23 protein-coding genes are annotated in these 26,763 nt (G+C 69.5%); 7 read left to right on the top strand and 16 right to left on the bottom strand.

What is annotated here, in order from left to right; translation table 11 throughout:
- Positions 1 to 320: IS30 family transposase (locus EDF64_RS04845; protein ID WP_133518919.1), on the top strand; the 320-nt coding region annotated here is incomplete at its 5' end.
- Between the two features lie 107 nt (positions 321 to 427).
- On the opposite strand, the gene EDF64_RS04840 is transcribed toward EDF64_RS04845, so the two are convergent.
- Positions 428 to 919, bottom strand: coding sequence for a hypothetical protein (locus EDF64_RS04840; protein ID WP_166645601.1), 492 nt, complete (start codon positions 917 to 919; stop codon positions 428 to 430).
- Between the two features lie 158 nt (positions 920 to 1,077).
- Here EDF64_RS04840 and EDF64_RS18660 point away from each other — a divergent pair, with 158 nt between their 5' ends.
- Positions 1,078 to 1,431 carry a TetR-like C-terminal domain-containing protein gene (locus EDF64_RS18660; RefSeq protein WP_166645600.1) on the top strand — a complete coding sequence of 118 codons (354 nt, stop codon included), beginning with the start codon at positions 1,078 to 1,080 and terminating at the stop codon, positions 1,429 to 1,431.
- A gap of 127 nt (positions 1,432 to 1,558) precedes the next feature.
- Here the strand turns inward: EDF64_RS18660 and EDF64_RS04830 are convergent, their stop codons facing one another.
- Positions 1,559 to 2,278 (bottom strand): helix-turn-helix transcriptional regulator, encoded by a 720-nt coding sequence (locus EDF64_RS04830; protein ID WP_133518917.1) that lies wholly within the window; start codon positions 2,276 to 2,278, stop codon positions 1,559 to 1,561.
- 41 nt (positions 2,279 to 2,319) lie between these two features.
- Entirely contained in the window at positions 2,320 to 2,727 is a 408-nt protein-coding gene (locus EDF64_RS04825) for a nuclear transport factor 2 family protein (RefSeq protein WP_133518916.1), read from the bottom strand.
- Positions 2,728 to 3,650: 923 nt separating this feature from the next.
- On the opposite strand from EDF64_RS04825, the gene EDF64_RS04820 reads away from it, so the two are divergent.
- Positions 3,651 to 4,214 carry a hypothetical protein gene (locus EDF64_RS04820; RefSeq protein WP_133518915.1) on the top strand — a complete coding sequence of 188 codons (564 nt, stop codon included), beginning with the start codon at positions 3,651 to 3,653 and terminating at the stop codon, positions 4,212 to 4,214.
- Between the two features lie 48 nt (positions 4,215 to 4,262).
- Here EDF64_RS04820 and EDF64_RS04815 read toward each other — a convergent pair whose 3' ends face one another.
- From EDF64_RS04815 to EDF64_RS04760, 11 genes are all read right to left on the bottom strand, one after another.
- On the bottom strand, positions 4,263 to 4,949 hold the full coding sequence (locus EDF64_RS04815; protein WP_133518914.1) for a hypothetical protein: 687 nt from the start codon (positions 4,947 to 4,949) through the stop codon (positions 4,263 to 4,265).
- Between the two features lie 729 nt (positions 4,950 to 5,678).
- Positions 5,679 to 6,872: an alpha-hydroxy acid oxidase gene (locus tag EDF64_RS04810; protein ID WP_133518959.1), complete on the bottom strand. Its 1,194-nt coding sequence runs from the start codon at positions 6,870 to 6,872 to the stop codon at positions 5,679 to 5,681.
- A gap of 128 nt (positions 6,873 to 7,000) precedes the next feature.
- Complete coding sequence (locus tag EDF64_RS04805; protein WP_133518913.1) at positions 7,001 to 8,476, bottom strand: rhamnulokinase; 1,476 nt, start codon at positions 8,474 to 8,476, stop codon at positions 7,001 to 7,003.
- 20 nt (positions 8,477 to 8,496) lie between these two features.
- Positions 8,497 to 10,584 (bottom strand): bifunctional aldolase/short-chain dehydrogenase, encoded by a 2,088-nt coding sequence (locus EDF64_RS04800; protein ID WP_133518912.1) that lies wholly within the window; start codon positions 10,582 to 10,584, stop codon positions 8,497 to 8,499.
- Between the two features lie 4 nt (positions 10,585 to 10,588).
- Positions 10,589 to 11,761: an L-rhamnose isomerase gene (gene rhaI, locus EDF64_RS04795; protein WP_133518911.1), complete on the bottom strand. Its 1,173-nt coding sequence runs from the start codon at positions 11,759 to 11,761 to the stop codon at positions 10,589 to 10,591.
- Positions 11,762 to 12,133: 372 nt separating this feature from the next.
- A complete protein-coding gene (locus EDF64_RS04785) occupies positions 12,134 to 14,446 on the bottom strand; it encodes a family 78 glycoside hydrolase catalytic domain (RefSeq protein WP_133518910.1) in 2,313 nt (770 codons plus the stop codon).
- Positions 14,447 to 14,568: 122 nt separating this feature from the next.
- Complete coding sequence (locus EDF64_RS04780) at positions 14,569 to 15,441, bottom strand: carbohydrate ABC transporter permease (RefSeq protein ID WP_133518958.1); 873 nt, start codon at positions 15,439 to 15,441, stop codon at positions 14,569 to 14,571.
- Between the two features lie 5 nt (positions 15,442 to 15,446).
- Positions 15,447 to 16,301: a carbohydrate ABC transporter permease gene (locus EDF64_RS04775; RefSeq protein ID WP_083402647.1), complete on the bottom strand. Its 855-nt coding sequence runs from the start codon at positions 16,299 to 16,301 to the stop codon at positions 15,447 to 15,449.
- Positions 16,302 to 16,380: 79 nt separating this feature from the next.
- Positions 16,381 to 17,703 carry an ABC transporter substrate-binding protein gene (locus EDF64_RS04770; protein WP_133518909.1) on the bottom strand — a complete coding sequence of 441 codons (1,323 nt, stop codon included), beginning with the start codon at positions 17,701 to 17,703 and terminating at the stop codon, positions 16,381 to 16,383.
- A gap of 759 nt (positions 17,704 to 18,462) precedes the next feature.
- On the bottom strand, positions 18,463 to 19,557 hold the full coding sequence (locus EDF64_RS04765; RefSeq protein WP_133518908.1) for a LacI family DNA-binding transcriptional regulator: 1,095 nt from the start codon (positions 19,555 to 19,557) through the stop codon (positions 18,463 to 18,465).
- A 158-nt stretch (positions 19,558 to 19,715) separates the two neighbouring features.
- A complete protein-coding gene (locus EDF64_RS04760; protein ID WP_133518907.1) occupies positions 19,716 to 20,741 on the bottom strand; it encodes a LacI family DNA-binding transcriptional regulator in 1,026 nt (341 codons plus the stop codon).
- 279 nt (positions 20,742 to 21,020) lie between these two features.
- Here EDF64_RS04760 and EDF64_RS04755 point away from each other — a divergent pair, with 279 nt between their 5' ends.
- The 4 genes from EDF64_RS04755 to EDF64_RS04740 all read left to right on the top strand — a co-directional run bounded on the left by EDF64_RS04755 (position 21,021) and on the right by EDF64_RS04740 (position 24,890).
- Positions 21,021 to 22,382, top strand: coding sequence for an MFS transporter (locus tag EDF64_RS04755; protein WP_208108828.1), 1,362 nt, complete (start codon positions 21,021 to 21,023; stop codon positions 22,380 to 22,382).
- Positions 22,383 to 22,438: 56 nt separating this feature from the next.
- Complete coding sequence (locus EDF64_RS04750) at positions 22,439 to 22,780, top strand: L-rhamnose mutarotase (RefSeq protein WP_133518906.1); 342 nt, start codon at positions 22,439 to 22,441, stop codon at positions 22,778 to 22,780.
- A 56-nt stretch (positions 22,781 to 22,836) separates the two neighbouring features.
- Positions 22,837 to 23,751: a metallophosphoesterase gene (locus tag EDF64_RS04745; RefSeq protein ID WP_133518905.1), complete on the top strand. Its 915-nt coding sequence runs from the start codon at positions 22,837 to 22,839 to the stop codon at positions 23,749 to 23,751.
- Positions 23,752 to 23,828: 77 nt separating this feature from the next.
- Positions 23,829 to 24,890, top strand: coding sequence for an NADP-dependent oxidoreductase (locus EDF64_RS04740; RefSeq protein WP_133518904.1), 1,062 nt, complete (start codon positions 23,829 to 23,831; stop codon positions 24,888 to 24,890).
- 51 nt (positions 24,891 to 24,941) lie between these two features.
- Here EDF64_RS04740 and EDF64_RS04735 read toward each other — a convergent pair whose 3' ends face one another.
- Both EDF64_RS04735 and EDF64_RS04730 read right to left on the bottom strand, forming a co-directional pair.
- Positions 24,942 to 25,787: an ABC transporter permease gene (locus EDF64_RS04735; RefSeq protein ID WP_133518903.1), complete on the bottom strand. Its 846-nt coding sequence runs from the start codon at positions 25,785 to 25,787 to the stop codon at positions 24,942 to 24,944.
- Complete coding sequence (locus EDF64_RS04730) at positions 25,774 to 26,760, bottom strand: ABC transporter ATP-binding protein (protein WP_208108827.1); 987 nt, start codon at positions 26,758 to 26,760, stop codon at positions 25,774 to 25,776. The genes EDF64_RS04735 and EDF64_RS04730 overlap by 14 nt, the downstream gene beginning before the upstream one ends.
- Between the last annotated feature and the right edge of the window lie 3 nt (positions 26,761 to 26,763).

The raw sequence follows: 26,763 nt of genomic DNA, 5'->3' as shown, positions 1-26,763 counted from the left end.
TGCGCCGGTCGTTGACGTGGGATCAGGGCACCGAGCTTGCCCGACACAAAGACATCACTCTCGCCACGGACCTCGCGATCTACTTCTGCGACCCGCACAAGCCCTGGCAGCGTGGCTCGAACGAGAACACCAACGGGCTGCTCCGGCAGTACTTCCCGAAGTCCACCGACCTCAGCGTCCACAGCCCGGAACGGCTCCTCGAAGTCACTGCTGAACTCAACGGCCGCCCCCGCAAGACCCTCGACTACCGCAGCCCTGCAGAAGCATTCGAACAGCTACTCTCGGACCCGAAACAACCACCCGTTGCAACGACCCCTTGAAACCGCCATCGGCTACCGAGACACTTGCTGTACACGCAACAGTCCCCCTCGATCCGCGCCGTGTGATCGTCCGGGTTGGGGGTGGAACGTCCCGATAGACGGATTGCCTATGCAGGTGTATTAGGCGTTTCGGCAGGAGGCCAGAAGGTCGTGGATAGATCCACGAAGTCGTGCGAGGTCGTCGGAGAGAACGTCGTGTCTTGCGGGCTCCAGGAGAGGGTGGAGGTGCGGCTTAGCGAGATGTCCGTGACGCCGGCAACGGGGTTTAAATACCCCTCAGTGCTGACAATCTGGCTAACGGTGTCGATAGTGACGGCTGTACCGGCGGCGATGTTCACGATTCCGGGGATGGTTTCTATCGGGGTCGCAATCTCGCCAGCGACGGACAGAGTGCCATCGTTGTGGTCTACGAACGCACCAAGGGTCCCGGCGAGGACGAGGCGCGCTCCGGTCTTAATGACGAGAGAGCCCCGGAGGTGCCCATAAAGGAAGAGGGTGCGTCCTTTCTCCAGCGTCAGCCCGTCATTAAGGGTCCCTTGAATGGCCAGGTCCTCTTGGGCAGTGAAGGCGAACGGGAAATCGCCGATAATTTTCTTCATGCAGGGGGTGCTCTTTTCGACGGTCGAGACCGCGTTGATGAACGCGGGGCCTGTGCAGACCGACACGAGCCTCCACGTACATACGATGAAGTCCGTAGACGCTGCCTGCTCACGAGGCGACGCAGGCCGTAGAAGCGCCATTTACGGAATGGATCGAGTTGACGTCTGCGGATTCGTCAGGAACCCGAAGAGTCAAGCTGCCGGAACGTCCCGAGCAATACCGCCTTCTCTTCGGCGGAGCTTGGGACGCGGCAAACATCGACGACAGCGAACTGATCGAACGCGAGGAACGGCGAAACATCGGCCAGGACGCTCTACTCGTCCTGGCCGATGCAATAGCCGCCGCTTCGGTTGCGGGCTCGTCGTCAAGTACTGATCCGAGGAGCGATGCCGCCGCGCTGTGGGTCGGTCTTCACGGACTAGCGACACTTCGCCGCGCGACGCCACTGTTTCCTTGGCCCACATCGATTGAGCACGACCTCATTTACGCTCTCGCGCGACTTCAAAAGTGACGTCGAGATGTCTTCGGTAAATGCGGCTGTCGCCTAATTCGTGTTCGGGTCTGGCGTACGCCGCCAAGTCCGACTGCAGCCCTAGGGGAGGTCAGCAGAATGCGCAAAATGATGACATAAGACGGTGTCATCCAAGACGGCGGGTCGGCCATCGAGCCAGGTCGTCGTCCCAGGCGTTCGGGTCCCGTGTTACGGGCATCTCATCGAGGATTTGGAGGTCAGTAATCCGCTCGATGCGAAATCCTCGAACGGCATTGCGGAGACGGCACCACCCCGCAAGGAGCCACGAATCACCTGCTCGGAGGAGGCCCATCGTCTCGACATCTCGGACCGTGCTGCTGGACGAGTCGGGTCTACCATCGGCGTGTTCACCCAAATAGGTGAGTCGGACCACGCGGCGTGCCGCAATTGCATCCGACAGTATCCCGAGCGACACGGGGGCGGTGTCTTGGGAGGCGACGGCATCGATGACGCGGATCATGCCGAGGGCTTCGTGCACAGGGCCGCGGTGCTCTTCGCGCATAACGGCCTGAATTTTCGCGGATGCCCTCATTGCGGCCGCCTGGTAGGGCGATGACTCTAGTAGACCTAGCCCAGCGAGCACGGCGAGGGACTCGCCAGCTGACAGATTCAGGGGCGGAAGCGAATAGTCGCGAAGGATCGAATACCCGCCCGATGCTCCTCGGTCGGCATAAAGCGGTACTCCGACAAGTTGCAGTGCCGAGATATCTCGTTCGATGGTTCGCCGTGAGACTTCAAAGTGGCGGGCGAGCCGAGCGGCGGACCAGGGGGAATGCGCCCCCCGCAGTATGTCGACGAGCGCATATTGCCGCTCGGCTCGCTTCATGGTCAATCCTCCCCGAAATGCCGGTATGTGCCGCGGGTGGTTCAGCTCCGCATGCTGCGCTGACCTCCGGCAGACCAGACCCTTCGAACCCGCCCATCCTCGTCGAAATCGAAGACGTCGACACCACCCACGTGCACGTCGCCAGCTTCCATGTCCCAAATCAATCGACCATGATCACCGTCGATGGCGGAAGCGATGCTCGTGAACACCGCGCCAGGATGCTGTCCGCGCCACCACTCAAGGTAACGGGCAAAGTCCTCAGCGGTTCGGATTTCGTCCGCAGGGGTTGATCCGTCGGGTTCCGTGACGGCGAAGCGGATCCGGAAGTCAGTGGAACAGATGTTGTGGGCGAGCGCACCGTCGCGGTTCCACATGACCAGCCACTGGTCCAAAGAGGTGCGGGCAAGGGAGCTTGAGGGGGCCTTGGGTGACGCGTTGTTGTCGTTCATGCCTCTACTGTCTGTCGTCACCGCGACAACTGTATGTCGGCATTCCAGACATGTTCCCTTGCTCTCGTGGCCGATGCGATGACGAGGCCGCTGCCCCGGCCCTAGCTTCGCCGAGGACCACGCCACGGACCCCTTGTCGGGCACGATCAGTATTCGCTCTCCGACGTGCTGCTTCATGCCCAGCTGCTGCGTCACCGGTGGCGAAGCAGTCCATGCGGCCACGGTACCCAGCGGGCCGGCGCCGGGGAAGAGCCCGCCTGCCGATCGACTTATGGGACGGCGACTAGCGCCTTCGAGTTGCGGCGAGACGCAGCCGCCCTCACGCTAGCGTCTGGTGCCCCGGTCTCGGGCGAGAAGCGGATGGAGCTCGCCCCGCGCCGCACACAGGTGGTTGTGTCGTTGACGACCTAAAACATCAGGACGCGTCTCCGCCCGGTGTGGATGATGATCTGACGTCTCGTGGACCACGTCGCAGTCGGCGAAGGACTAGGCCGGTGACGCTGGCCACGGCCGTGCACAGAGCTGCTCCAGCCCCAAGGGCAACCGGCAAGAATGCCCATAGAACGCGGATTGCAAGAACTGTGATTCGAGCGAACACCGGTACGGCCCAGATGGCGAGACGCACGAGCAGAAACCCGAAACGCATGGTCAGCGCCATCAACTGCACGAGCAGGTTAAACATGAGCGTCACGAGGCTGAAGACGAGTCCAAGCATCGATTTGACTCCCAAGGACCGAAGCTAGATGTGCCATCGGAGCCTAGGGCTTCGGTGGCATCATGCGCTGCCCCAGTTCTAGGCTCGTGCCACCGCGGGGCTGCACCGTCGCCTTTGCGGCGATAGGGGATTGGCTAACGAACCCACCTGGAGACCGTCCTCCACCCAGTTGACAGTGAATGTCGCTCGTCTTTCCTATGCTTCGAGCATGAGTGCAGAAACACGACAGTCCCTGGACGACGCTGAACGCGAGTACGACGAGGCGAAGAAGGCTGAGCACCGCGCCGGCCGCGAGCTACTGGGTGAGCTGGCGGCCGCGCTTCCGGCGAGGGTCGAGCGGCTTACGCGAGACATGGTGGGAACCGGCCCGGAAACGGCACGGGCGCTTGGCAAGGAAGGCGTGAAGGAGCTACGAGCTTCGCTGCGAGCAGCAGCGGAAGAACTTGCAGAACAGGTGCGCACGAAACCGGGAACCCCATGGCGTGGGACCTACGCGCTGAACTTCGGCGTGAACGAATACGCAGTCACGTCGTCCCTCGTAGCGCTGTTTGGCCCCCCTGAGCGGAGGAAGCTGGTATCGACGCTGCGGGACGCGGGATTCAATCCCCGCGAACCGTTCCCATCCGAGCGGTTGGCGGAGACCGTGGCGCATCTGGACAAGATCAACGCTCTTGTGCGCGCAGCCGAAGTGGCAGATGAAGCGGGCAGTCTGGCCGCCGCAGCTCGCAAGGCGAATGACTACGATGATGTAGCAGACCTCTGGGGTGACTAGTTCGCTGCTGTGATGGAGCTGGTAGAACGGGCGCCCGAACAGTCAGCCTCAGGCGTGTCCGGAAGCGCTGGCGATCGCCAGGATCGTTTGCGGCGCGGCGCCCAAGGCGGAGGCTCCGGCGTCGAAGAAGAACCGCTTCATGGCGTCCGCCCAAAGGTCCTTCTTATGCGACTGAGCCTGAGCCGCAAAGAGAGACAACCAGAGGCGCTGAGCAGCGTCCTCATAGTCGAAGCGCTCGTCGAGGACCTCATCATCAAAGGCAGCTTGAATCTCTCGCAGGAGACGGCTGATGTATGCGCGGAGCTTAGGTGACAGCGACGGGTCCGCCTGCAACAACCCTTCGACCGTATCCACCGCCTCACGGAGGAGTCGTTTGCCGTCGTCTGATAGCGATGGCCGCCTGTCCTCCCAACGGTCGGCCAGCGTGTCGAGGTGGTCGATCGCGTCCGATGGGTACGCTTCCTCGCGGCCGATCGCAGTCGTCCAGCCGTGCGGGTACGCCAACACTATGCGCGTCCACAGCGGCAGGTTCCTGCGGTATGCACTGACTCTCACGTTCGCGGCTTCTAGCTCATCGAGGCCCTCCGCAACGAGGCGGAGGTCATCGAGCGCGAGCATTTGTGCCTGCATCCCCTCGGCCGTCTCAAGATCGCGCGCGATCGCGCGAGATGTATTTCCGCCGTGCCGCTCCTTCCAATCCGTGAGAGTGTCGTGCAGCCGCTGGGCAGGGTTCATAGCGGAACTCTATGCGACCGAGACTCACGGCACGACGCCAGTCTGCTTCGACCCTGACTAGTCAGCCGCATCGCCGCGTGCGCTGACGATTCGATGTCGTCATTCACGAGACGGCCCATCGCTTGGCGGAGGACCACGAAAGACCTATACGGTTAAGCCGAAATCGCGCGAAGCAGGTGACGCTGGGCCCGGCCGAAAGGCGGCGGCTGCTCCGACAACCCAGTTGCGCTGATGATTCGAGAGCCACGGCGGGACCGCGATCCCTCACTGCCTCATCACCCCGCATCCCGTGCCGCACGCGGCCCGTCGGGCGTCTCTATAGCCGGTCGTCCATCGCTACACGTTCCAGCATCGACAAACACGACAACTCGGCGGTGTCCCCACTGACCAGGGGATTCCCGTTTACGTGTTCCGCAAAGATGCCCGATGAGGGGGCGCCGAACGCTCCACGATTGAGCGGCCTCCGAAAGCTGTCTCGACCATGAAGAGGGCATGGAGCGGGGCGGTGGGCATGGAACCCGGAACCGGAACCGGAACCGGAAACGTCATCGGCTGGCAGATGACAGGGCGCTCACGCTCCGCGGAACGCACGCAGACCCGGGAACTGACGGATGTCCACTCACATGTGGATGCTCCTGTCCGCCGAGCTGGACGCGCTCGACTTCCTGACGGTGGGGCATCGAGTGCTGGCCAGCCCGCACCCGGCAACGGCCGAGTGCGGACCGCGCCTCAGCCCCGGGCGATCGGCGTCAGCCGCGCGAGCTGGGTGACGTGCCCCGGCTCGAGCTCGTCGAGGGTCGCGACGCCGAGCAGCCGCATGGTCCGCTCGATCTGCTCGGACAGGATCTGGATCATCCGGTCGACCCCGGCTTCGCCGCCCGCCATCAGGCCGTACAGGTAGGCACGGCCGACCATCGTGAACTTCGCACCGAGGGCGACCGCGGCGACGATGTCGGCGCCGGACATGATGCCGGTGTCGAGGTGCACCTCGGTGTCGTTCCCGACCTCCTTCACCACCTGGGGCAGGAGGTGGAAGGGGACGGGCGCGCGGTCGAGCTGCCGGCCGCCGTGGTTCGACAGCGTGATGCCGTCGACGCCGAGGTCGGCCAGGCGCTTGGCGTCCGCTAGGGACTGCACGCCCTTCACGACGACCTTGCCCTTCCACTGGTCGCGGATCCAGGCGAGGTCCTCGTAGGTGACGGTCGGGTCGAACATGTGGTCGAGCAGTTCACCGACGGTGCCGGACCAGCGGTCGAGCGACGCGAACGCCAGGGGCTCGGTCGTGAGGAAGTCGAACCACCACCACGGCCGCGGGATCGCGTTGACGATCGTCTTCGCGCCGAGCTGCGGCGGGATCGAGAAACCGTTCCGCTTGTCACGGAGACGTGCCCCGGCGACGGGGACGTCAACCGTGACGAGCAGCGTGTCGAACCCGGCGGCCTCGGCGCGGGAGACCAGCGCCATCGACTTCTCGCGGTCCTTCCACATGTACAGCTGGAACCAGTTCCGGCCGTGCGGGTTCGCGTCGCGGACGTCCTCGATCGCGGTGGTGCCCATCGTGGAGAGCGAGAACGGGATGCCGGCGCGACCGGCCGCACGGGCTCCGGCCCGCTCACCCTCGGTCTGCATCATCCGCGTGAAGCCGGTCGGCGCGATGCCGAACGGGTACGCGACGTTCCCGCCGAGGACCTGCCGCGAGGTGTCGACCGAGGAGACGTCGCGGAGGATCGCGGGCGTGAACTCGATGTCCTCGAAGGCCTGCCGGGCTCGGGCGAGGGAGATCTCGGCCTCGGCGGCACCCTCGGTGTAGTCGAAGGCGGCCTTCGGGGTCCGGCGGGCGGCGATCTTCCGCAGGTCCCAGATCGTCAGGGCGGACTCCAGGCGGCGGCGCCGCGCGTTGAGGTCCGGCTTCTTGAACTGCATGAGCGGGGCGAGGTCGTGCACGGTCGGCAGCTGCCGCTTCACCCGGGCACGCGCGGTGGACGCGGGACCGGTCGAGGCAGCGGGGGCCCCGGTCGCGGGGTCGACGCGGTGCTGGTCGTCGGTCGTGGTCATGCGGTGCTCCTGACGGTGGTTCGATCGGGATCGGCGCGCGACGACGCCGAGGGTGTGTACCGCACGGGCTCGACGGTCCGTGCGACGGTGCTGCGGAGTGCCTCCAGTGAAGCCCCTCCGAGCCCCGCGAGTCCAGCGGCGCGCGCCTGCACCAGGACGTTGCCCAGCGCGGTCGCCTCGACGGGGCCCGCGAGCACGGGCAGTCCGGTGCGGTCGGCGGTGAGCTGGCAGAGCAGTCGGTTCTGCGATCCGCCGCCGACGACGTGCACGACGCGGATGTCCTTGCCGGTGACGTCGCGGATGGTGTCGAGCGTCGAGGCGTAGGCGGTCGCGAGCGACTCGAGGATCGACCGGACGAACTCGGCGCGGGTGGCCGGTGCGCTCAGGCCGTGCGCCGTGCACCACGTCGCGATGCGCGACGGCATGTCGCCCGGCGGCGTGAACGACTCGTCCGCGGGGTCGAAGACGGGGACCGGGGCGGTGACGGCCGCGGCGGAGGCGAGCAGCGCCTCCAGGTCGATGTGGTCGCCACCACGCTCCCAGGTGCGGACGCTCTCGGAGAGCAACCACAGTCCGGACACGTTCTTGAGGAACCGGACCCGTCCGTCGACCCCGCCCTCGTTGGTGCAGTTGGCCCGTCGTGCCGCGTCCGACAGGACGGGGGCGTCGAGTTCGACGCCGACGAGCGACCACGTGCCGGAGGAGATGTACGCGAAGTCCGGTTCGGTCGCGGGGACCGCGACGACCGCGGAGGCGGTGTCGTGCGATCCGACGAGCGTGACGGGTGCGTTGCCGCCGACCTGGTCGGCGACGGCGGGCAGCAGGGGACCGAGTCGGTCACCCGGGTCGCGCAGGGTGGGCAGGAGTCCGGACGGGAGGCGCGCAGCAGCCCGCAACGCCGGGTCCCACCCACGCGTGGTCGCGTTCAGGAGCCCGGTGGTCGACGCGTTCGTGCGCTCGGCCGCCTCGACGCCGGTCAGCCAGTGGCCGAGCAGGTCGGGGACGAGCAGCGCCCGCTGGGCGAGCGGCACGGTCGGGTCGGCGGCGAGCTGGAACACCGTGTTGAAGGGCAGGTGCTGCAGGCCGTTCCGGGCGTACAGCTCGGCGGCGTCGAGTCGTCCGTGCACGGGTGCGACCCCGTGCTCGTGGCGCTCGTCGCGGTAGTGGTACGGCAGCCCGAGCAGGCGGCCCTCGCGGAGGAGCCCGTAGTCGACCGCCCACGAGTCGATCCCGATGCTGGCGATGCCCGGGTGCCGTCCGAAGGCGTCGCGGAGGCCGTCGACCACCTGCCGGTAGAGCTCGACCACGTCCCAGTGCAGGGCCTGCCGGTCGTGCTCGTGCACCGACACGGGGCCGTTCGGGAACCGGGCGACGTGCTCCATCCGGACGCCGTCGGTGTCGACGTGGCCGACGATCACCCGGCCGCTCGTGGCGCCGAGGTCGACCGCGGCCACGCTGCCGCTGGTGCGCATGTCGTTGCTCGCTTTCCCGGTCAGCGCAGGAAGGCCGCGGCGACGCCGGCGTCCACCGGCACGTGCAGGCCGGTGGTGTGCGAGAAGTCGGCGGTGCAGATCGCGTAGACGGCGTTGGCGACGTTCTCCGGTACGACCTCGCGCTTGAGGATCGTGCGCTGTGCGTAGAACTTGCCGAGGTCCTGCTCGTCGATGCCGTACGTCTTCGCGCGGTTCGCTCCCCAGCCGGAGGCGAAGATGCCCGAGCCGCGGACGACCCCGTCGGGGTTGATGCCGTTGACACGGACCCCGTGTTCGCCGAGCTCGGCCGCGAGGAGCCGGACCTGGTGCGCCTGGTCGGCCTTCGTCGCCGAGTACGCGATGTTGTTCGGGCCGGCGAACACCGAGTTCTTCGACGAGATGTAGACGATGTCGCCGCCGAGCCCCTGCTCGATGAGGACCTTCGCCGCCGCCTTCGACACCAGGAACGACCCCTTCGCCATGACGTCGTGCTGCAGGTCCCAGTCCTGTTCTGTGGTCTCGAGCAGGCTCTTCGACAGGCTCAGACCGGCGTTGTTCACGACGAGGTCGAGACCGCCGAAGTGGAGCAGGGTCTGCTGGATCGCCTGCTCGATGTCCGCTGCTGAGGTCACGTTCGCCGCGACGCCGATGGCCTGGTCCGGGCCGCCGATCTCGGCTGCCGCGGCGGTGGCCTTGTCGGCATCGAGGTCGGCGATGACGACCGCGGCCCCCTCGGCCGCCAGGCGCTTCGCGATGGCCTTGCCGATGCCGGACGCGGCCCCCGTGACGAGGGCGATGCGGGTCGCGAGCTGCTTCGGCGCGGGCATCCGCTGGAGCTTCGCCTCTTCGAGCGCCCAGTACTCGATGCGGAACTTCTCGGCCTCGTCGATGGGGGCGTAGCTGCTCAGCGCCTCGGCGCCGCGCATCACGTTGATCGCGTTGACGTAGAACTCGCCGGCGACGCGGGCCGTCTGGGCGTCCTTGCCGTACGAGAACATCCCGACGCCGGGGACCAGCACGATGAGCGGGTCGGCGCCGCGGATCGCGGGGGAGTCCGGCGTCGCGTGGCGGTCGTAGTAGGCCTGGTAGTCCGCGCGGTACTGCTCGTGGAGCTCGCGCAGGCGCTCGATCTGCTCGTCCACGCTCGCCGTCACCGGCAGGTCGAGGATGAGCGGCTTCACCTTGGTGCGGAGGAAGTGGTCCGGGCAGCTGGTGCCGAGGGCCGCGAGTTCTTCAGCGCGCTCGCTCGCCAGGAAGTCGAGCACGACGTCCGAGTCGGTGAAACGACCCACCACGGGCTTGTCGTGCCCGGCGATGCCGCGGATCGTCGGCGCGAGGGCCGCGGCGCGTGCGCGACGTTCGTCGGTCGGCAGTGCTTCGAACCCCGCTCGGACGCCGCCGAACGGGTCGGCCGCGCCGTTCGCTGCGATGTACTGCTCGGCGGTGTCGATGATCCAGCGCGAGTTGCCTTGCGCCTCGTCGCTCGTGTCGCCCCAGGCCGTGATGCCGTGACCGCCGAGGATCGTGCCGATCGCTTGCGGGTTGTCCCGCTTGATCGCGGCGGTGTCGAGCCCGAGCTGGAAGCCGGGTCGGCGCCACGGCACCCACACCACCCTGTCGCCGAAGACCGTCGACGTCAGGGCCGGTCCGTCCGCCGCCGTCGCGATGGCGATGCCGGCGTCCGGGTGCAGGTGGTCGACGTGCGCGGCGTCGACGAGGGCGTGCATCGCGGTGTCGATCGACGGCGCCGCACCGCCCTTGCCGTGCAGCGTGTAGTCGAACGCGGCGACCATCTCGTCCTCGCGCTCCACGCCGGGGTAGACGTCCTGGAGGGCACGGACGCGGTCGACGCGGAGGACCGCGAGGCCCGCTGGGGTGAGGGTGCCGAGGTCGCCCCCGGAGCCCTTCACCCAGAGCAGCTCCACCGGCTCGCCGGTCACCGGGTCGGTGTCGGTGCCCTTCGCCGAGGTGTTCCCGCCGGCGTAGTTCGTGATCCGCGGATCCGAGCCGAGCGCGTTGGAACGTGCGATGAGGGCACTGATCGTCGTGTCCGCGTCGGTGCCGTGCGTTGCGGGGTCCACCCGTGCCTCCAGGTCGTTGATCGTCATCTGTCTACGCGCCCCAACCGGCCTGGACGCCGCCGACGCGGTCCTCGGCGATCGACTGCTGGTACCCGGAGTCCAGGTACGCGCGCATCGGGTTCGCCGGCAGGCCGCGGGATTCGCGCCAGACGGCGAGGTCCTTCCGGACGTCCGTCTGGTACGCGTCCATGAAGATCTCGTTCGCGCCGAGGACGTCGTGCGCTTCCTGCGCGGCGGTCAGCGCCACGCGGTCGAGGAGCAGCGCGCGGGCCGTCATCTCCTGCACGTTGAGCACGGAGCGGATCTGCCCCGGGATCTTGTCCTCGATGTTGTGGCACTGGTCGAGCATGAACGCGACGTCGGGGTTGTCGTAGCCGCCACCGCGGACCACCTCGACCAGGATGCGGAAGAGCTGGAACGGGTCCGCTGCGCCCACGATCAGGTCGTCGTCGGCGTAGAAGCGCGAGTTGAAGTCGAAGGAGCCGAGCTTCCCGAGACGCAGCAGCTGCATCACGATGAACTCGATGTTCGTGCCGGGAGCGTGGTGGCCCGTGTCCAGGCACACCATCGCCTTGTCGCCGAGGGCGCTCGTCTGCACGTAGCTCGTGCCCCAGTCCGGCACGTCGGTGTGGTAGAACGACGGCTCGAAGAACTTGTACTCGAGCACCAGGCGCTGGTCCGCGCCGAGGCGGTCGTAGATCGTGCTGAGCGACTCGTGCAGGCGGTCCTGGCGGGAGCGCATGTCCTCTTGCCCGGGGTAGTTCGAGCCCTCGGCCAGCCAGATCTTGAGGTCCCTGCTGCCGGTGGCGTCCATCACGTCGATGCAGCGCAGGTGGTGGTCGATCGCCTTCTGCCGGATCGTCTCGTCGACGTGGGTGAGGGCGCCGAACTTGTAGTCGTCGTCCTGGAAGGTGTTCGAGTTCACGGTGCCCAACCGGACGCCGTGCTCTTCCGCGTGGCGGCGGAGGTCGGCGAAGTCGTCCACGAGGTCCCACGGGATGTGCAGCGCCACCGTGGGGGCGAGCCCCGTGTACTTGTGCACCTGGGCGGCGTCGGCGATCTTCTCGTAGGGGTCGCGCGGGGTGCCCGGCGTGCTGAACACCTTGAAGCGGGTGCCGGAGTTGCCGAAGGCCCAGCTGGGCAGCTCGATCTGCTGTCGGGCCAGCTGGTCGGCGATGCCGGCGAAGCTCGGGGTCGATGTCATCGTGTCACTTCCTCGTGTGCGATTGAATCGTTTCATACGGTACGCGCTGCGCGGGTTCCGCGCAAGCGGGGTGGTGCGGGTGGTGCGGTGCGGGCGGCTGCGGTGGTGTGGTGTGGCGTCGGCGGTTGGTGCTGGCGGGCGGCTGGTGGCGGTGGCGGGCGGGCGGCCGGTGGCGCTTCGCACAACCGAAGTGGCGCCGAACCGCGCAATCGCGCGGTTCGTCGTGACTTTGGTTGTGCGCCGGGCCGGCCGGCCGGCGGCCGGCCGGCCGGCGGCCGGGCCGGCCGGCGACCGGGCCGGCAGGGCCGGCCCGGCCGGCGCCGCCGGGCCGGCCCGCCGCGGGCGCCGCGCGCGCCCGCCCCGCGGCCGGCGCTACGCCGCGGGGACCGCGGCCGGCGCGCGGAGCTCGTGCGTCCCTCCCGACACACGCTGCTCGGGTGCCCCCGGCAGCCGCACCACGGCCGTGACGCCCTCGGGGACGGACGCGTGCACGACGAGCTCGCCGTCGACGAGCTCCCACCGCACCGCGACGTGCCCGTGCACCGTGTCGAGCGAGGTCGACGCCCAGGTCAGGCCACCGCCCGGCTGCGGCGCGATCAGGACGGCCGAGTACCCCGGTTCGAGCGGCGCGAGGCCGCCCACCACCCGGTGCATCCAGTCCGCCACGGCTCCGAGCGCGTAGTGGTTGAACGAGGTCATCTCACCCGGGTTGATGGTGCCGTCCGGCAGCATCGAGTCCCAGCGCTCCCAGACCGTCGTCGCGCCCATCGTCACCGGGTACAGCCACGACGGGCACTCGGTCTGCAGCAGCAGCTCGTACGCGTCCGACAGGTGGCCCGTCTTCGTGAGCGCGTCGGTGATGAACGGCGTCCCCGCGAAGCCCGTCGAGATCCGGTACCCGGACTGCTCGGCCAGCTCGGCGAGGCGGTCGCCCGCCCTCGCCTCCTGCTCGGCGTCGAGGATCCCGAACACGATCGCGAGCGTGTACACGGTGGTCGCGTCGGACAGGACCCGTCCGTCGTCCAGCAGGTAGTGGGCCCGGAAGGCAGCCTGGAGGCGCGCGGCGAGTTCCCGGAACTCGGCTGCCTCCGCCTCGTGGCCGCCCAGGAGCTCCGCCGCCTCCGCCACGATCGTCGCGGACCGGAAGGCGCAGATCGTCGCGACGACGCCCTTGTCGGCCTTCGCGTCCGCCGGGTTCTCCGGCGGGGCGTCCGGGTCGAGCCAGTCGCCGAACTGGAACACCGTGTCCCAGAGGTCCTGCGGGGACAGGTGGTCGCGGATCCGGCGGAGGTGCGCGGCCATCGAGTCGAACTGCTCCTCGAGGACGGCTGTGTCGCCGTACGCCTGGTACAGCGTCCACGGCACCCAGACCCCGGCGTCCGACCAGATGGCGGTGGCGTCGGGCTTGCCGAAGTCCTCGGCGGGGGAGTACTTCAGCACGTCCGGCACGACGAACGGGATGACCCCCTCGGCGTGCTGCTGCTCGAGCCACACGTCGCGGAGCCAGTCGCCGAGGAACGTCCTGGTGTCGAACAGGTACGACGCCGTCGGCGCGAAGGCCGCGATGTCGCCCGTCCACCCCAGGCGCTCGTCGCGCTGCGGGCAGTCGGTCGGCACGCTGAGGAAGTTGCCCTGCATGCCCCGGATCACGTTGTCGTGGAAGGTGTTGAGCAGCTCGTGGCTCGACGCGAACGTGCCGGTGCGCGTCAGGTCGGAGCCGACCTGCACGGCGGTGATCGCGGTGCGGAGCTCGTCGAGGGTGCCCGGCCAGCCGTCGACCTGCGCGTAGCGGAAGCCGTGGAAGGTGAAGCGGGGCTCGAAGCGGTCCTCGCCCCCGCTCAGGGTGAAGTGGTCCGTCGCCTTCGCCGTGCGCAGCGGGCGGGTGCCGAGCTCGTCGTGCTCGAGGACCTCGGCGTGCGTGAACGTCAGCACGGTGCCGGCGGGACCGGAGGCGTCCACACGGAGCCAGCCGACCAGGTTCACCCCGAAGTCGACCAGGGTCGCACCCGACGGGCTCGTCCAGACCTCGACCGGCGCGATCTCGGCGAGGGGCCGGACCGGCGGCACGGTGTCGGCGACGAGTGCGCGGTCGCCGATGTCGACGGTGTGCACGCCGCTCGTGCGGCCCTCGTGCCCGTCGACGCTCGGCACTGTGACCTCGCCCGGCGTCAGGAACGAGCCGTCGCGGAGCCGGGCGTCGATGTCCTCGCCGTCGTACAGCTGGTCGGCGGTGATCGCACTCGACAGCGCCTGCCAGTCGGCGTCCGTCACGACCCGCTGCTCGTGGCCGTCCTCGAAGGTGATTCGGAGCTCGGCGAACCCGGCGCGCTCGTCCGTGTACCAGCCCCCACCACCGCCCCACGCGAGGCGTCCGGCGGCCCAGCCGTTGCCGATCACCAGTGCGAGGACGGCGGCGCTGCCGGGAGCCGTCTCGGCCAGATGCGCGGTCACGTCGTGCGACGCGACGCGGATGCGCCACTCGTAACTCGTCCACCCCGGTTCGAGCAGGTGGTCGGAGACGCGCTGCCCGCCGAGCCAGCCCTCGACGACGCCGAGGGCGCTGAGGTCGAGGGTCGCCGCGGTGACGGGGCCGTGGCCGTCGTCGAGGGTGAACTCCCGGCGCAGGATCGGTGCGCTCCCGAGGTCGTCGTCGCTCGCGATGAACGATGCGGTCCAGGTGGTCATGTGGTGTGGTCCTTTCACGCGACCGGTCGTCGTCGACCGGAGCGGGGGTCGTGGGCCCGGCCGTCCCGTCGAGGTGGGACGACCGGGGGAGGCGAGCCGCGCCTCCAGGCCGGGGTCGGGCGTCAGCCCTTGACGGCGCCGCTGGTCATGCCGGCGACGATCTGACGGTTGAAGAAGATGTAGAGGATGAGCGGCGGGATCGTGATGAGCAGCACGTCGGTGAACAGCAGGTTGAGCTGACTGACGGACTGGCTCTGGAACGAGTACAGCGTCTGCTGGACGGTGGCGTTCTCGGACCCGGGCAGGAAGTACAGCGGGTTCGTGAAGTCGTTGAACACCGTCACCGACTGCACGAGCACGACCGTGATGATGACCGGCTTGAGGAGCGGCAGGACCACCCCGAAGAACAGCCGGATCGGGCCGGCGCCGTCGAGGACGGCTGCCTCGTCGAGCTCCTTCGGGATCGTCGCGACGAACGCCCGGAAGAGCAGGATGCAGAACGACAGGCCGAAGGTCGCCTCGATGAGGATCATCCCGCCCATCGTCTTGAACAGGTTCAGGCCCTGCAGCACCCAGATCGTCGGGACGATCGCGGGCGGGACGATGAGCCCGGCCAGGACGAAGAAGTTGATCAGGCCGTTCCACTTGCTCGGCCGCCGCTGCAGGACGTAGCCGACCATCGCGGAGAACACCACCATGATGATGACGCTGCCCACGGTGAGGATCGCGCTGTTCCAGAAGGCGCGGAGGATGCCGCCGTCGCCGGACTGGAACACGGTCTGCAGGTTCTGCCACAGCTGCCACTCGGTCGGCAGGCTGAAGCCAAGCTGGTTCGCCTCGGCCGGGTTCTTCGCCGCCTGGAACAGGACGAAGACGAACGGCACCAGGAAGACCACGAAGCTGACGACGATCGCGATCGAGCCGATGATCCACTTGCGGGTGGTGTTGCGCTTGGGGCGCCGGGGTGTCGGGGTACCGACGCGGGGGCTGGTCAGGGTGGTCACAGGTCCGCCTCCTTGCGGTTGATGAGCCAGGAGATCGGCACCATGATCGCCGTGACGACGATGAAGAGCACGACGTTGCCGGCCGTCGACAGCCCGTAGAACCCGGCCTGGTACTGCTTGTAGATCACACTCGCGATGACGTCGCTGGTGAACCCTGGTCCGCCGCCGGTCATCGCCCAGATCAGGTCGAAGGACCGCAGGCCGCCGATCAGGGACAGGATGATGACCGTCCCCATCGCCGGGCGGGACAGCGGCAGCGTGATGTTCTTGAAGATCGTCCACGCGCTCGCGCCGTCGACGCGGGCAGCCTCGAAGTACTCCTGCGGGATCGCGACGATGCCGGCGATGAAGATGAGCGTCGCGATGCCGACGCCCTTCCAGACGTCCACCGCGGCGACGCTCCACAGTGCGAGGGCCGGGTCGGTCAGCCACCCCGGGGTGGGGAGGCCGACCGAACCCAGGACGCCGTTGATGATCCCGTGGAAGGGGTCCATCAGCGCCTTGAACGTGATGCCGATGCCGATGGTCGACACCAGCACGGGGAAGAACACCACCGCTCGGAGGTACCCGCGCCCGAGCACGGGGCTCGTGAGGAGCAGGGCGAGGGCGAGTCCGAGGACCACCTTCGCCGCGCTCGTCACGAACCCGTACTCGAACGTGTGCACGAACCCGGAGACGAGCTGCGGGTCCTGGAAGAACCGGACGAAGTTGTCGAAGCCGATGAAGGTCTGGTCGAACAGCGTCCAGCGGGTGAGCGAGAAGTAGAACCCCGCGAAGGTCGGGACCGCGAAGAACACGACGTACAACGCGATCGCCGGGATGAAGAACCACGCCGGGTAGAACGAGCGCATCCGGCGGCGTGCGGGGCCCGGCCCGGCCTTGAGGGTCTGCGGCGGGGCTGCCGCCGTCGTGAGCGTCGCGGTCACCGGATCACCAGCCCTTGATGCCGAGCTGCTGCGCCTGCTGCACGACGTCCTGGTCGTACTGCTTCGCGCCGACAGCGGCGGACGAGATGCCCGAGCCGACCTGCACGCAGATCTTCTCGAGGTTCGGGCCCTTGATGGGGGAGACGAACTCGAGCGCCGGCGATGCCTTGCCGTCGTCGAGGTACTTCTGCAGGTCGCCGATCATCGGCGGGACGGAGTCGGGCAGGGTGCAGGTGGAGATGACGTACGGGCCACCGGGGGTGCCGGTGTCGTTCTGCACCTTGCAGCCCTCGGTCGAGTTCGCGAAGGCGATGAACTTCTTCGCCGCCGCGAGCTTGTCACCCGTCGACGTCTTCGGGATGTAGAGGCCGTTCGGCTCCCAGATCGTCAGGTTCGTGTCGTCCGCGTTCTCCGCCGGCAGGGCGAAGGCGCCGATGTCGTTGACCGCGTCGGGGCTGTCCTGCTGCAGGGTCGAGATCGCGTTCGTCAGCATCGGGTACTGCGCCCCGGTGCCGTCGGCGAGCATCTTCAGGCCGTTCGCCTGCGTCGCGGACGCGTAGTCCTTGTTCACGAGGCCCTTGTCCTTGACCTCGGCGAGGTGCTCGAACCCGGCGAGTGCCGGCTGCTTCGCGTAGGACTCCTTGTTCTTCGTGTACTGCGAGCCCCAGTTCTTCTGCTGCGCCGTGATGTTCGCGAAGTCGCCGAGGACGAACAGCTGGCTGGTCCAGGTGTCGCCGTACGTCTGGATGATCGGGTCGACGCCCGAGTCCTTGATCTTCTCGCTGTTGCTGATGAACTCGTCCCACGTGGTCGGGACGCTCAGGCCGAGCTTCTCGTAGACCTTCTTGTTGTACATGACGCCGCCGCCGAAGCTGGTGCCGAACGGGGCGCCGTACATGCCCTTGTCGGTGCTGACGACCTTCGAGAACTGCGGGTCGACGTCCTTCGCCCACTTCTGGTCGGTGAGGTCGACGAGGGTGTTGTCCGGGTTGAGGGCCTGCATGAGCGAGCCCGAGTTGTAGTTGAACACGTCGGCCATCTCGCCGGTGGACAGCTGCGTCTTCACCAGGTTGTCGCCGTCGGTGCCCTGCGGGCGGGTGTCGAACTTGACCGTGATGTCCGGGTTCGCCTTCTCGAACGCGGCGATGAGTGGCTTCGCGGTGGCGGCCGTGGCGGGCGAGTTGTCGGCCTGGTACGTGATCTGCACCTTGCCGCCGCCGCTGCCGGTGTCGGCGGAGCCGCCCGACGAACAGGCGGCGAGGCCGCCGATGAGGACCGTGGCGCCGCCGATGGCGATCAGCCGGGTGGTCAGGGAGCGAGCTGACATTCCTTACCTCCTCGTAAGGCCCGGGGCGGGGTACCCCGGGGTGAAACGGACCCGGATCCCGCTCCGCTGCGGGGCTCCGGTGCTGCTGTTTAGAACGTTTCAATCGGAATGGAACCACGGCGATTGAAGCGTGTCAATCGTCCGCCGCGATTCGTTACGGAAGTGCGTGCTCGTGGGGTGGGGTGCGGTGCGGTGCGGGTGGGCATCGGCATCGGGCCCGGTTTCGCGAAAGCGACAGATGGGCGCGAACATTCGGCGGCGTTGTGTCGCTTTGCTGGTCGGGTCCGCGCGGCTTCGGGTGCGACTGTCGCTTTGCGGTTGCGGTTGCGGTTGCGGGCAGGTGCGGCCCGAGTTTCGCGCTCAGCGACACATCACGGGCTCGTCGGCGCGTGAAGTGTCGCTCACCGCGGGTCTTGGGTGCGGCCTGGCCCGGCCCGGCCTGGCCCGGCGCGGTGCGGTGCGGCGCGGTGCGGTGCCGCCGTCGCGCACCTCCGCGGTCGCGCACCTCCGGCAGACGGGAGGCGCGGCCCACCTCCGCCCCGTGCCTCACCGCCCGGGGTGGTCGCCACCAGGGCCGCCGGCCGGCTTTCGCGCTCAGCGACTCTTCACGCGCTCGTCGGCGCGTGAAGTGTCGCTCACCGCGAAAGTCACCAGCGGCGCCCGCCGCACCGGCACGCAGCGCGCGGCCAGCAGCGCCCGCACCCGCGCCGCAGCGCGCGGCCAGCGGCGCCCGCCGCCGCGCCCGCGCCGCGGCCCGCGTCAGCTCTCGCGCAACCTCGGGTCGCTCGGCCTCCGGCCCCGCGCCGCCGCCGCAGCAGCAGCCCTGCCGAGCGTGCTCTCCCGCGCCACGAGCTCGCTGCCGATCACCACGGTCCGGTGCACGTGCTCGCCCGGTGCGTCCCGCAGCTCGTCGAGCAGGAGCCCGACCGCCGCCGCGCCCATCTCCGCGCCGTGCATCGTCACCGAGGTGAGCGGCACCGCACCGCCCCACGCCACCGAGTTGTGGTCGCAGCCCGACACCGGGATGTCCTCCGGCACGCGGAGCCCCGCCGCCCGCAGCTCGGTGACGACCGCCATCGCCAGGAGGTCCGTCACCCCGAGCACCCCGTCCGGCCGCTCGGACGCCGGCATCCGCGCGATCCGGGCCCCGGCGTCCGTGCCGCCGACGGGGTCGATGTCGCCGGCGTCGACGTCGACGAGGGCGACCCCGGGGTGTTCCGCGAGCGCCCGCAGCACCCCCGCGCGCCGTCGGTGCACCGGCTGCAGCTCGGGCCGCGCGCTGACGAAGCCGATCCGCTTGCAGCCGCGCTCGATGAGGTGCGTCGTCGCGATGTACGCCGCCTGCTCGTTGTCGACCACGACCGAGCACGCCTCGACCTCGGACGGTTCGTAGTTCACGTACACGACGGGGTGCCCGTGCCGCCGCGTGAGGTCGACCTGCTCGCGTGACTCGGTCATCGTCGCCAGCAGGATGCCGGACACCCGCGTGCTCTCGAGGTACGCCAGGTGGTCGGCCTGCGCCTCGAGGTCGTCCTCGCTGCTCGCGATGAGCAGTGCGTGTCCGCGCTTCCGCGCCTCGAGCTGCGCACCGTTCACCATGTCGCTGAACAGGGAGTTCCGCAGCGACATGACGACGAGTCCGATGGCGCGCGTGCTCCCGGACACCAGGGCGCGTGCGTTCCGGTTCGGCGTGTAGCCGAGTTCGTCGATGGCGGCGTGGACGCGAGCGGCGGTGCGCTCGGCGACGCGCTCCGGGTGGTTGAGGACGTTCGAGACCGTCGCGAGCGACACGCCCGCCCGGGCGGCGACGTGGTGCACGCTCGGCGGTCCGTCGCGCCGTGGGACATGCACCATGCTCTGATCGTAGGCGGCAGGTGGGGTGGTGCCGACACGCGTCGGCCTGGAGGCGCGGTGCGGGGCCGCCACGCGCCTCCAGGCCGTCAGCCGGTCACCGCACGGGCCCGGTGGCGGTCGACGGGGCAGCGAGCGTGCGGCGCGGCGCGCCGCGCGTGTCAGCGCTCGACGGCGGGGGGCTCGGCGACGGTGGACTGCCGCACGACGAGCTCGGGCGTGAACTCGACGTGGAGGGTCTCGACGTCGTGCCCCTCCTCGACCTGGGCGAGCAGCAGTTCGATCGCCCGCCGGCCGAGGTCCTGCGCCGGCTGCCGCACCGAGGTGAGGGGGACGACCGCGGCCTCGGCGAAGGCGATGTCGTCGTAGCCCACGATCGCGATCTCGTCCGGCACGCGGATCGATCCGCGCATGATGAACGCCTGCTCGAGTCCGACGGCGAGCAGGTCGTTCGCCGCGAACACGGCGTCCGGCCGGTCGGCTGCCGGGCGTGCCTGGAGCTCCTCGCCGATGCGGCGCCCCTCGAGGACGGACAGTGACGACGTGGTGAGCACCTCGAGCTCGAGGCCGGCGGCTGCTGCGGCGGCGACCGCTCCGGCGTGCCGGTCGGTGACCTGCCGGATGCCGAACGGGCCGCCGACGAACGCGATCCGGCGCCGGCCGATCGCCGCGAGGTGCGACACCGCGATGTGTCCACCGGCGACGTCGTCGACCGAGACCGAGGCGAAGTGCTCGTCGTCGGCCCGGCGGTCGACGAGGACGACGGCGGTGCCCTGGTCGCGGAGTCGGGCGAGGCGTGTGAGGTCGTCGCCGGCGGGGGAGATGAGCAGGCCGGCGACGCGGCGCTCCTCGAAGAGGTCGACGTAGGTGTGCTCGCGGTCGACGGACTCGTCGGAGTTGCCGACCAGGACGGCGAGGCCCTTCTGCATCGCGGCGTCCTCGGCGCCGCGTGCGACGTCGGTGAAGAACGGGTTGCCGCCGTCGAGGACGATGAGGCCGACGGTGGAGCTGCGGCCGGCCCGGAGCTGGCGGGCGGAGTCGTTGCGGACGAAGCCGAGCTGGGCGATCGCGGACTGCACGCGTTCGACGGTGCCTGGGGCGACCTTGTCGGGGCGGTTGAGCACGTTCGAGACGGTGCCGAGGGACACGCCGGCGAGCGCTGCGACGTCCCGAACGCTCACTGCCATGGGGTCATCCTGGCATCCCGGTGCCCGATCGGGGCGTCGTGGGGGCGGTGTCGGGTCCGGATCGTGGCGCTTCCTTCCCATCGCGGGTGCCATGGAAGGCGGAATCGCGCGTGGGATGCAGGAACTTCCGACCTCCTACGCGCGATTCGGCCTCCTTCGCGCGGAACGACCGCGGCGGCCGGCGTGCATGCGCGCGACTTGCCCTCGAGCGCGGCGACGAGTAACGTCCTCGCAGCACCGTTGAAACGATTCACCGACGAACGCACGAACGGAGGACCAATGGCGGTCCGCATCGGAGCCCGGAACACCACGGGCTGGAAGGCGACCATCTCGGTCGCCATGTCGAACTACATCGAGTCCGGGTCGATCATCGCGATCGCCACGAGCCTCAGCCTCTGGCAGGCGCAGTTCCACATCGGGGACCTGCAGGTCGGGCTCCTGGCGAGCCTGTCCGCGAACGCGTTCGGCGCTGCCGCCGGCGCGATCATCGGCGGGCCGCTCTGCGACCGCTACGGCCGGAAGTTCATCTACACGTACGACCTGCTGCTCTACATGCTCGGCATCCTGCTCGCCGTGTTCGCCGGCAGCTACGGGATGCTCCTCGTCGGGTTCATCCTGACCGGCATCGCTGTCGGCGCGGGCGTCCCCGCCAGCTGGACCTACATCGCCGAGCAGGCACCGGCCGACAAGCGGGCCGCCCACGTCGGCACCGCGCAGCTCGCCTGGTCGATCGGCCCGATGGTCGGGTTCGCCCTCGCCATCGCCGCCGCGCCGCTCGGGCTCCTCGGCAGCCGCCTGATCTTCGCGCACCTGTTCGTCGTCGCCGCGATCGTGTGGTGGCTCCGGCGCGGCCTGCCCGAGTCGACGATCTGGAAGGACGAGCGCGCGGCCACCGGCAGCGCCAACTTCTTCCACGGCTTCTCGCAGCTGTTCAGCCGCCGGAAGAACCTCACGGCGATGCTGTTCCTGTTCGGCGTCTACGCGCTCTGGAACACGGTCGCCGGGCAGGCCGGCATCTTCCAGCCGCGCGTGTACTCGGCGACCGGCGTCACGAGCGTCCCCGAGCAGTACGGCCTGCAGATCCTGGTCTGGGGCTGCACGGTCGCCGCGACCTACTTCGGCTTCATGCGCTTCGCCGACCGGATGAGCCGCCGGGTCCTCTACGCGATCGGCGCGATCCTCGCGATCATCGCCTGGACGGTCCTCATCTACGCGCCGGCGAACCTCGGCACCCTGCTGTTCTTCGCCGTCGCCTGGGGCATCTCGTCCGGCATCGGCGCCCAGGCGTTCTACGGCCTCTGGACGTCGGAGCTCTTCGCCACCCGCTACCGCGCCAGCGCCCAGGGCGTCCTGTTCCTCGCGGCCCGCGTGATGGTCGGGCTCCTCAGCATCTGGTTCCCGCTGCTGCTGTCCGACATCGGCCTGCGCGGCCTCGGCGGGCTCATCATCGGCCTGCTCGCGCTGTCGTTCCTGATCGGCACGATCTGGGCTCCGGACACGCGCGGCAAGACGCTCGAGGAGATCGAGACCGAGCGCTACGGCACGGTCACCAGCACCACCGGCACGGTCCGCACCCCCGAGGAGCACGCCGCGCGCCAGCAGGCGCTGCGGGGTGCGCAAGACGAGCGGACGCCCCGGTGAGCGACGCGGACCAGCGTGCGCCGCGCCTCCAGTCCGGGCCTGGAGGAACGGATCACGTGACCCGCGTCTGCTTCCGTCTGCAGGTGGCGGCGGAGCACATGGACGCCTACCGGGAGCGCCACGCCGCGGTCTGGCCGGCCATGCTGCGGGCCATCGCGTCGGCGGGGCGGCGGAACTACTCGCTGTTCCTCGACGACGACGGCCTGCTCATCGGGTACTACGAGACGGACTCGGTGGCCGATGCCGATGCGTCGCTCGCCGCGTCCGAGGTCGCGGGTGCGTGGGAGTCCCACATGCAGGACCTCTTCGACGGCGCGACCGGTCGGGCCGACCAGACGGCGCGGGTGCTGCCGGAGGTCTTCAACCTCGAGGACCAGCTGGCGGCCGCCGCCGACTGACGGGGCAGCGAAGGGCGGCACCAGGCAACGCTCATGCGCGCGGATAGCGTGGCCGCATGCAGCCGCCCGCAGCGGGGACCCTCCGCGTCCTCCACCTCTCCGACACCCACCTGACCGGTGACGGCGCCCTCCACCAGGGCTCCGTCGACACCACGGCCGCGCTCGACAGCGTCCTCGCCCGGGTCGACGGCGTGCCCGGCGTGGGGCTGGTCGTCGTGTCCGGCGACGTCTCCGAGGACGGCTCCGCGGAGTCCTACGCCGCGGTGCTCGAACGCGTCGGCGGGTGGGCGGAGCGCCACGGTGCAGCGCTCGTCACGGTGCCGGGCAACCACGACCTCCGCGATGGGTTCCGCCAGGTGCTGGCGAACGGACACGTCCTCGGCGAGGGCGGGACGCGGCTCATGCACACGATGGAGTACCACCCGCCGACGGTCCCGGTGTGGGGCCGGTCCGACGTCGCCGGTCGGCGGATCGTCACGGTCGACACGAGTGTCCCCGGGGCCGGGTACGGGGAGATCGACGAGACCTCGCTCGAGCGCCTGCGGACGGTGCTCGCCGAGGCGCCCGCACCGCACGGCACCGTGGTGGTCCTGCACCACCCGCCCCTGCCGGCGCCGACCGCCCTGCACGACGCGCTGCGGCTCCGCAACCCGGACGCACTCGCCGACGCGATCCGCGACTCGGACGTCCGCGTGGTCCTCGCCGGCCACTACCACCACCACTTCGCCGGGTCCCTCGCCGGGGTGCCGGTCCTCGTCGCCCCGGGCGTCGCGAACGACACCGACGTCGCCGGACCGTGGTCCGAGGAAGCCGCGTTCGTCGAATCGGGCGCGCTCGTCGTCGACCTCGCCGAGGACGGCTCCGTCTGGTCGACACCGGTCCGGGTCCCGCGGGCGGACGCCGACCGGCTCGCGTTCCGCTTCGACGCCGAGACGGTGACCCGCATCATCGAGGCGTCCACCGGGCGCTGACCGGTACCCCGCGCGCTCGGGTTGCATCCGGGAACTCCGAGTAGGCCGGTGGCACATCTCCAGCGAAGGAGCACCCCATGCGGATCGGCAGTGCAGTCCAGTACGACCGGTACGGCGACTTCGACGTCGTCGAGCTCGTCCCCCAGGAACGTCCGGAGCCGGGCCCCGGCGACGTCGTCGTCGAGATCATCGCGGCCGGTCTCAACCACGTGGAGCGCTTCCTCCGCGAGGGACGGCTCCGCGACCACATCGAACTCGAGTTCCCGGCGCACCAGGGTGTGGACTTCGCCGGCATCGTCCGTTCCAAGGGCAAGGACGTCAAGGGCATCCGGGTCGGCGACGAGGTGATGGGCCACGCTCCCGACGGCGGTGCGCACGCCACCTGGATCCGGGTGCCGCGCGAAGCCGTCATCACGAAGCCGACGCACGTCGGGTGGGAGGTCGCCGGCGGCCTCTACCTCGCCGGCTGCACCGCGGTGACGATCGTCCGCGACCTCAAGCTCGGCCCGGACGACACCGTCGTGATCAGTGCCGCCGCGGGTGGTGTCGGGCACATCGAGTGCCAGCTCGCCCACGACGCCGGCGCGACCGTGATCGCCCTCGGCAGCGCGCGGAACCACGACTACCTGCGCCAGATCGGCACCCTGCCGGTCGTGTACGGCGACGGCGAAGAGGCCCGCATCCGCGAGATCGCCGACGGCCGGCCGATCACCGCGTTCATCGACAACCACGGCGACGCGCCCTCGAAGGCACTCGCTGCGGCGCTCGGCATCGACGACGCGCGGTACGTGTCCTCCGAGGAACGGCGCGACGTCGAGATCCGGTACCTCCGCGCACCGGCGGACGACCAGGAGGCGATGGAGAACCTGACGATGCTCGCCAAGGCCGTCGAGGACCGGCGCGTCCAGATCCTCATCTCCGGCTACTACCCGTTCGAGTACATCGTCGACGCGTACGAGGACCTCGCCGAGATGCACTCGCGCGGCAAGGTCGTCGTCGGGATGCAGCCCGTCGAGACCGGGGCGCGGCTGGACTGGTACCGGTCCGAGAAGGCCCGCGACCTGCGTGACCGGTACGCCGACGAACGCGGGAGCGACACCGAGACGATGGCGGGCGGGTCGGCGAGCCCGGCGAGCTGACTGCTGCCGGCGCAGGCGGCGACCGGGCCGGGCCGTCAGCCCCGGCTCAGCTCAGCTCAGGATGTCCTTCGTGGCGAACCGGCTGTACGCCAGCGCGCCGAACACCACGACGTAGCCGAGCTGCAGCAGGGCGTTCGACCCGAACGAGTCGAACGCGATCGGGTCGCGCAGCAGGTCGCCGAACCCGAGCCACTGGTGTGAGAACAGGAACGGGTGCAGCCAGTCGAGCTGCGGCAGCTGGTCGAGCACCTGCGACGCCCCGGCGAGCACGACCGTCGCCGCCATCGCCCCGACCGGCACGCTCGTCAGGGTCGAGGCGAACAGGCCGATCGCCGACAGCCCGAGCATCGACAGCGTGGCGTAGAGCGCGAGGAGCAGCGCGCGGCCGGCGTAGGACCAGCCGTCGACCTGCGTGCCGGACAGCAGGGTCACCGGGCCGATCGGGAACAGCACCGCACCGATCGCCGCACCGACGAGCACGATGAGGAGCGTCGCCGCCAGACAGAACGCCACGGCGCCCGCGTACTTCACGAGGATGAACCGGACGCGACCGGTCGGTGCGACGAGCAGGTACCGGATGGTGCCGTGGCTGGCCTCGCCCGCGACGGTGTCACCGGCGACGACGCCGACGGTGAGCGGCAGGAACAGGGGGATCGACACCGTCAGCGCGGTGAACGACACGAACAGGCCGTTGTTCGTGATGTCGCCGAGGAACGCGGGGCCACCGCTGTCGTCGCCGGTGGTGAGACGGACCGCGACGGCGATGAGGATCGGCACGAGCGCGAGGGCGCCGAGCATCGCCCAGGTGCGGCGACGGCGGAAGACGAGCGCGAGTTCGGAGCCGAGGAGCGCGAACGGGCGCTGCCGACGGGCGACGGGGGAGTCAGGCTGCGACATCGAAGCCCTCCCCGGTGAGTGCGACGAACAGGTCCTCGAGGGTGCCGCCCCCGACGGTGAGCCCGCGTACGCGGACGTCGGCGCGCACGAGTTCGGCGGTGATGGTCTCGGCGAGGACCGTGTCCGGCAGGTCGGCGACGAGCACGTCGGCACCGCCCTCGTGCCGCGGGGTCAGCCCCAGACGGGAGAGGACCGAGCCGGCCTGCCCGAGGTCGGGCGTCCGGACCGTGACGGTGCGGGCACCGGCCGAGCGGAGTTCGTCCATCGCCCCCTGCGCGACGAGCTTGCCCGTCCGCATCACGGCGGCGTGCGTGCACACCTGCTCGATCTCGGCGAGCAGGTGGCTCGACACGAACACCGTCGTGCCGTCGTCGGCGAGGGAGCGGATGAGGTTCCGGACCTCTCGCGTGCCCTGCGGGTCGAGGCCGTTCGTCGGCTCGTCCAGCACGAGGAGGTCCCGCGGGGCGAGGAGCGCGTTGGCGAGGCCGAGCCGCTGCTTCATGCCGAGGGAGTACGCGTGCGCCTTCTTGTCGGCCGCGTGCGTCAGCCCGACCCGGTCGAGGGCGCTCGCCACGCGGTCCTTCCGGGTGCGCGGGTCGGACGTGGGGTCGGCGGCGTCGAAGCGGAGCAGGTTGGCCCGCCCGGACAGGTACGGGTAGAACGCCGGTCCCTCGACGAGTGCGCCGACGCGGGGGAGCACGGTGTGCAGGGCCTTCGGCATCGACTCCCCGAGCACCTCGATGGTGCCACCGGTCGCGCTCGAGAGCCCGAGGAGCATCCGGATCGTGGTCGTCTTGCCGGAGCCGTTCGGGCCGAGGAAGCCGAAGACGGCGCCGCGGGGGACGGCGAGGTCGATGCCGTCGACCGCCCGCTGCTTGCGGAAGACCTTCTGGAGGCCCGTGGTGCGGATCGCGAGGTCGGTCGCCGGCGCCGGGGCGGTTGCGTCCACGGCGCCGGGTGCCGTCGTGCTCACCGG

Origin of the sequence: Curtobacterium flaccumfaciens (assembly GCF_004361695.1) — a bacterium.
Classification (GTDB): domain Bacteria; phylum Actinomycetota; class Actinomycetes; order Actinomycetales; family Microbacteriaceae; genus Curtobacterium; species Curtobacterium flaccumfaciens_B.
The sequence above is the reverse complement of the archived record's forward strand: the minus strand, read 5'-3'. Positions and strand labels throughout refer to the sequence as shown.

Coding starts and splice junctions, on each gene's coding strand:
- EDF64_RS04840 (WP_166645601.1), bottom strand. CDS start 919: ATGAAGAAAATTATCGGCGATTTCCCGTTCGCCTTCACTGCCCAAGAG.
- EDF64_RS04830 (WP_133518917.1), bottom strand. CDS start 2,278: ATGAAGCGAGCCGAGCGGCAATATGCGCTCGTCGACATACTGCGGGGG.
- EDF64_RS04825 (WP_133518916.1), bottom strand. CDS start 2,727: ATGAACGACAACAACGCGTCACCCAAGGCCCCCTCAAGCTCCCTTGCC.
- EDF64_RS04820 (WP_133518915.1), top strand. CDS start 3,651: ATGAGTGCAGAAACACGACAGTCCCTGGACGACGCTGAACGCGAGTAC.
- EDF64_RS04815 (WP_133518914.1), bottom strand. CDS start 4,949: ATGAACCCTGCCCAGCGGCTGCACGACACTCTCACGGATTGGAAGGAG.
- EDF64_RS04810 (WP_133518959.1), bottom strand. CDS start 6,872: ATGCAGTTCAAGAAGCCGGACCTCAACGCGCGGCGCCGCCGCCTGGAG.
- EDF64_RS04805 (WP_133518913.1), bottom strand. CDS start 8,476: ATGCGCACCAGCGGCAGCGTGGCCGCGGTCGACCTCGGCGCCACGAGC.
- EDF64_RS04800 (WP_133518912.1), bottom strand. CDS start 10,584: ATGACGATCAACGACCTGGAGGCACGGGTGGACCCCGCAACGCACGGC.
- rhaI (WP_133518911.1), bottom strand. CDS start 11,761: ATGACATCGACCCCGAGCTTCGCCGGCATCGCCGACCAGCTGGCCCGA.
- EDF64_RS04785 (WP_133518910.1), bottom strand. CDS start 14,446: ATGACCACCTGGACCGCATCGTTCATCGCGAGCGACGACGACCTCGGG.
- EDF64_RS04775 (WP_083402647.1), bottom strand. CDS start 16,301: ATGCGCTCGTTCTACCCGGCGTGGTTCTTCATCCCGGCGATCGCGTTG.
- EDF64_RS04770 (WP_133518909.1), bottom strand. CDS start 17,703: ATGTCAGCTCGCTCCCTGACCACCCGGCTGATCGCCATCGGCGGCGCC.
- EDF64_RS04765 (WP_133518908.1), bottom strand. CDS start 19,557: ATGGTGCATGTCCCACGGCGCGACGGACCGCCGAGCGTGCACCACGTC.
- EDF64_RS04760 (WP_133518907.1), bottom strand. CDS start 20,741: ATGGCAGTGAGCGTTCGGGACGTCGCAGCGCTCGCCGGCGTGTCCCTC.
- EDF64_RS04755 (WP_208108828.1), top strand. CDS start 21,021: ATGGCGGTCCGCATCGGAGCCCGGAACACCACGGGCTGGAAGGCGACC.
- EDF64_RS04745 (WP_133518905.1), top strand. CDS start 22,837: ATGCAGCCGCCCGCAGCGGGGACCCTCCGCGTCCTCCACCTCTCCGAC.
- EDF64_RS04740 (WP_133518904.1), top strand. CDS start 23,829: ATGCGGATCGGCAGTGCAGTCCAGTACGACCGGTACGGCGACTTCGAC.
- EDF64_RS04735 (WP_133518903.1), bottom strand. CDS start 25,787: ATGTCGCAGCCTGACTCCCCCGTCGCCCGTCGGCAGCGCCCGTTCGCG.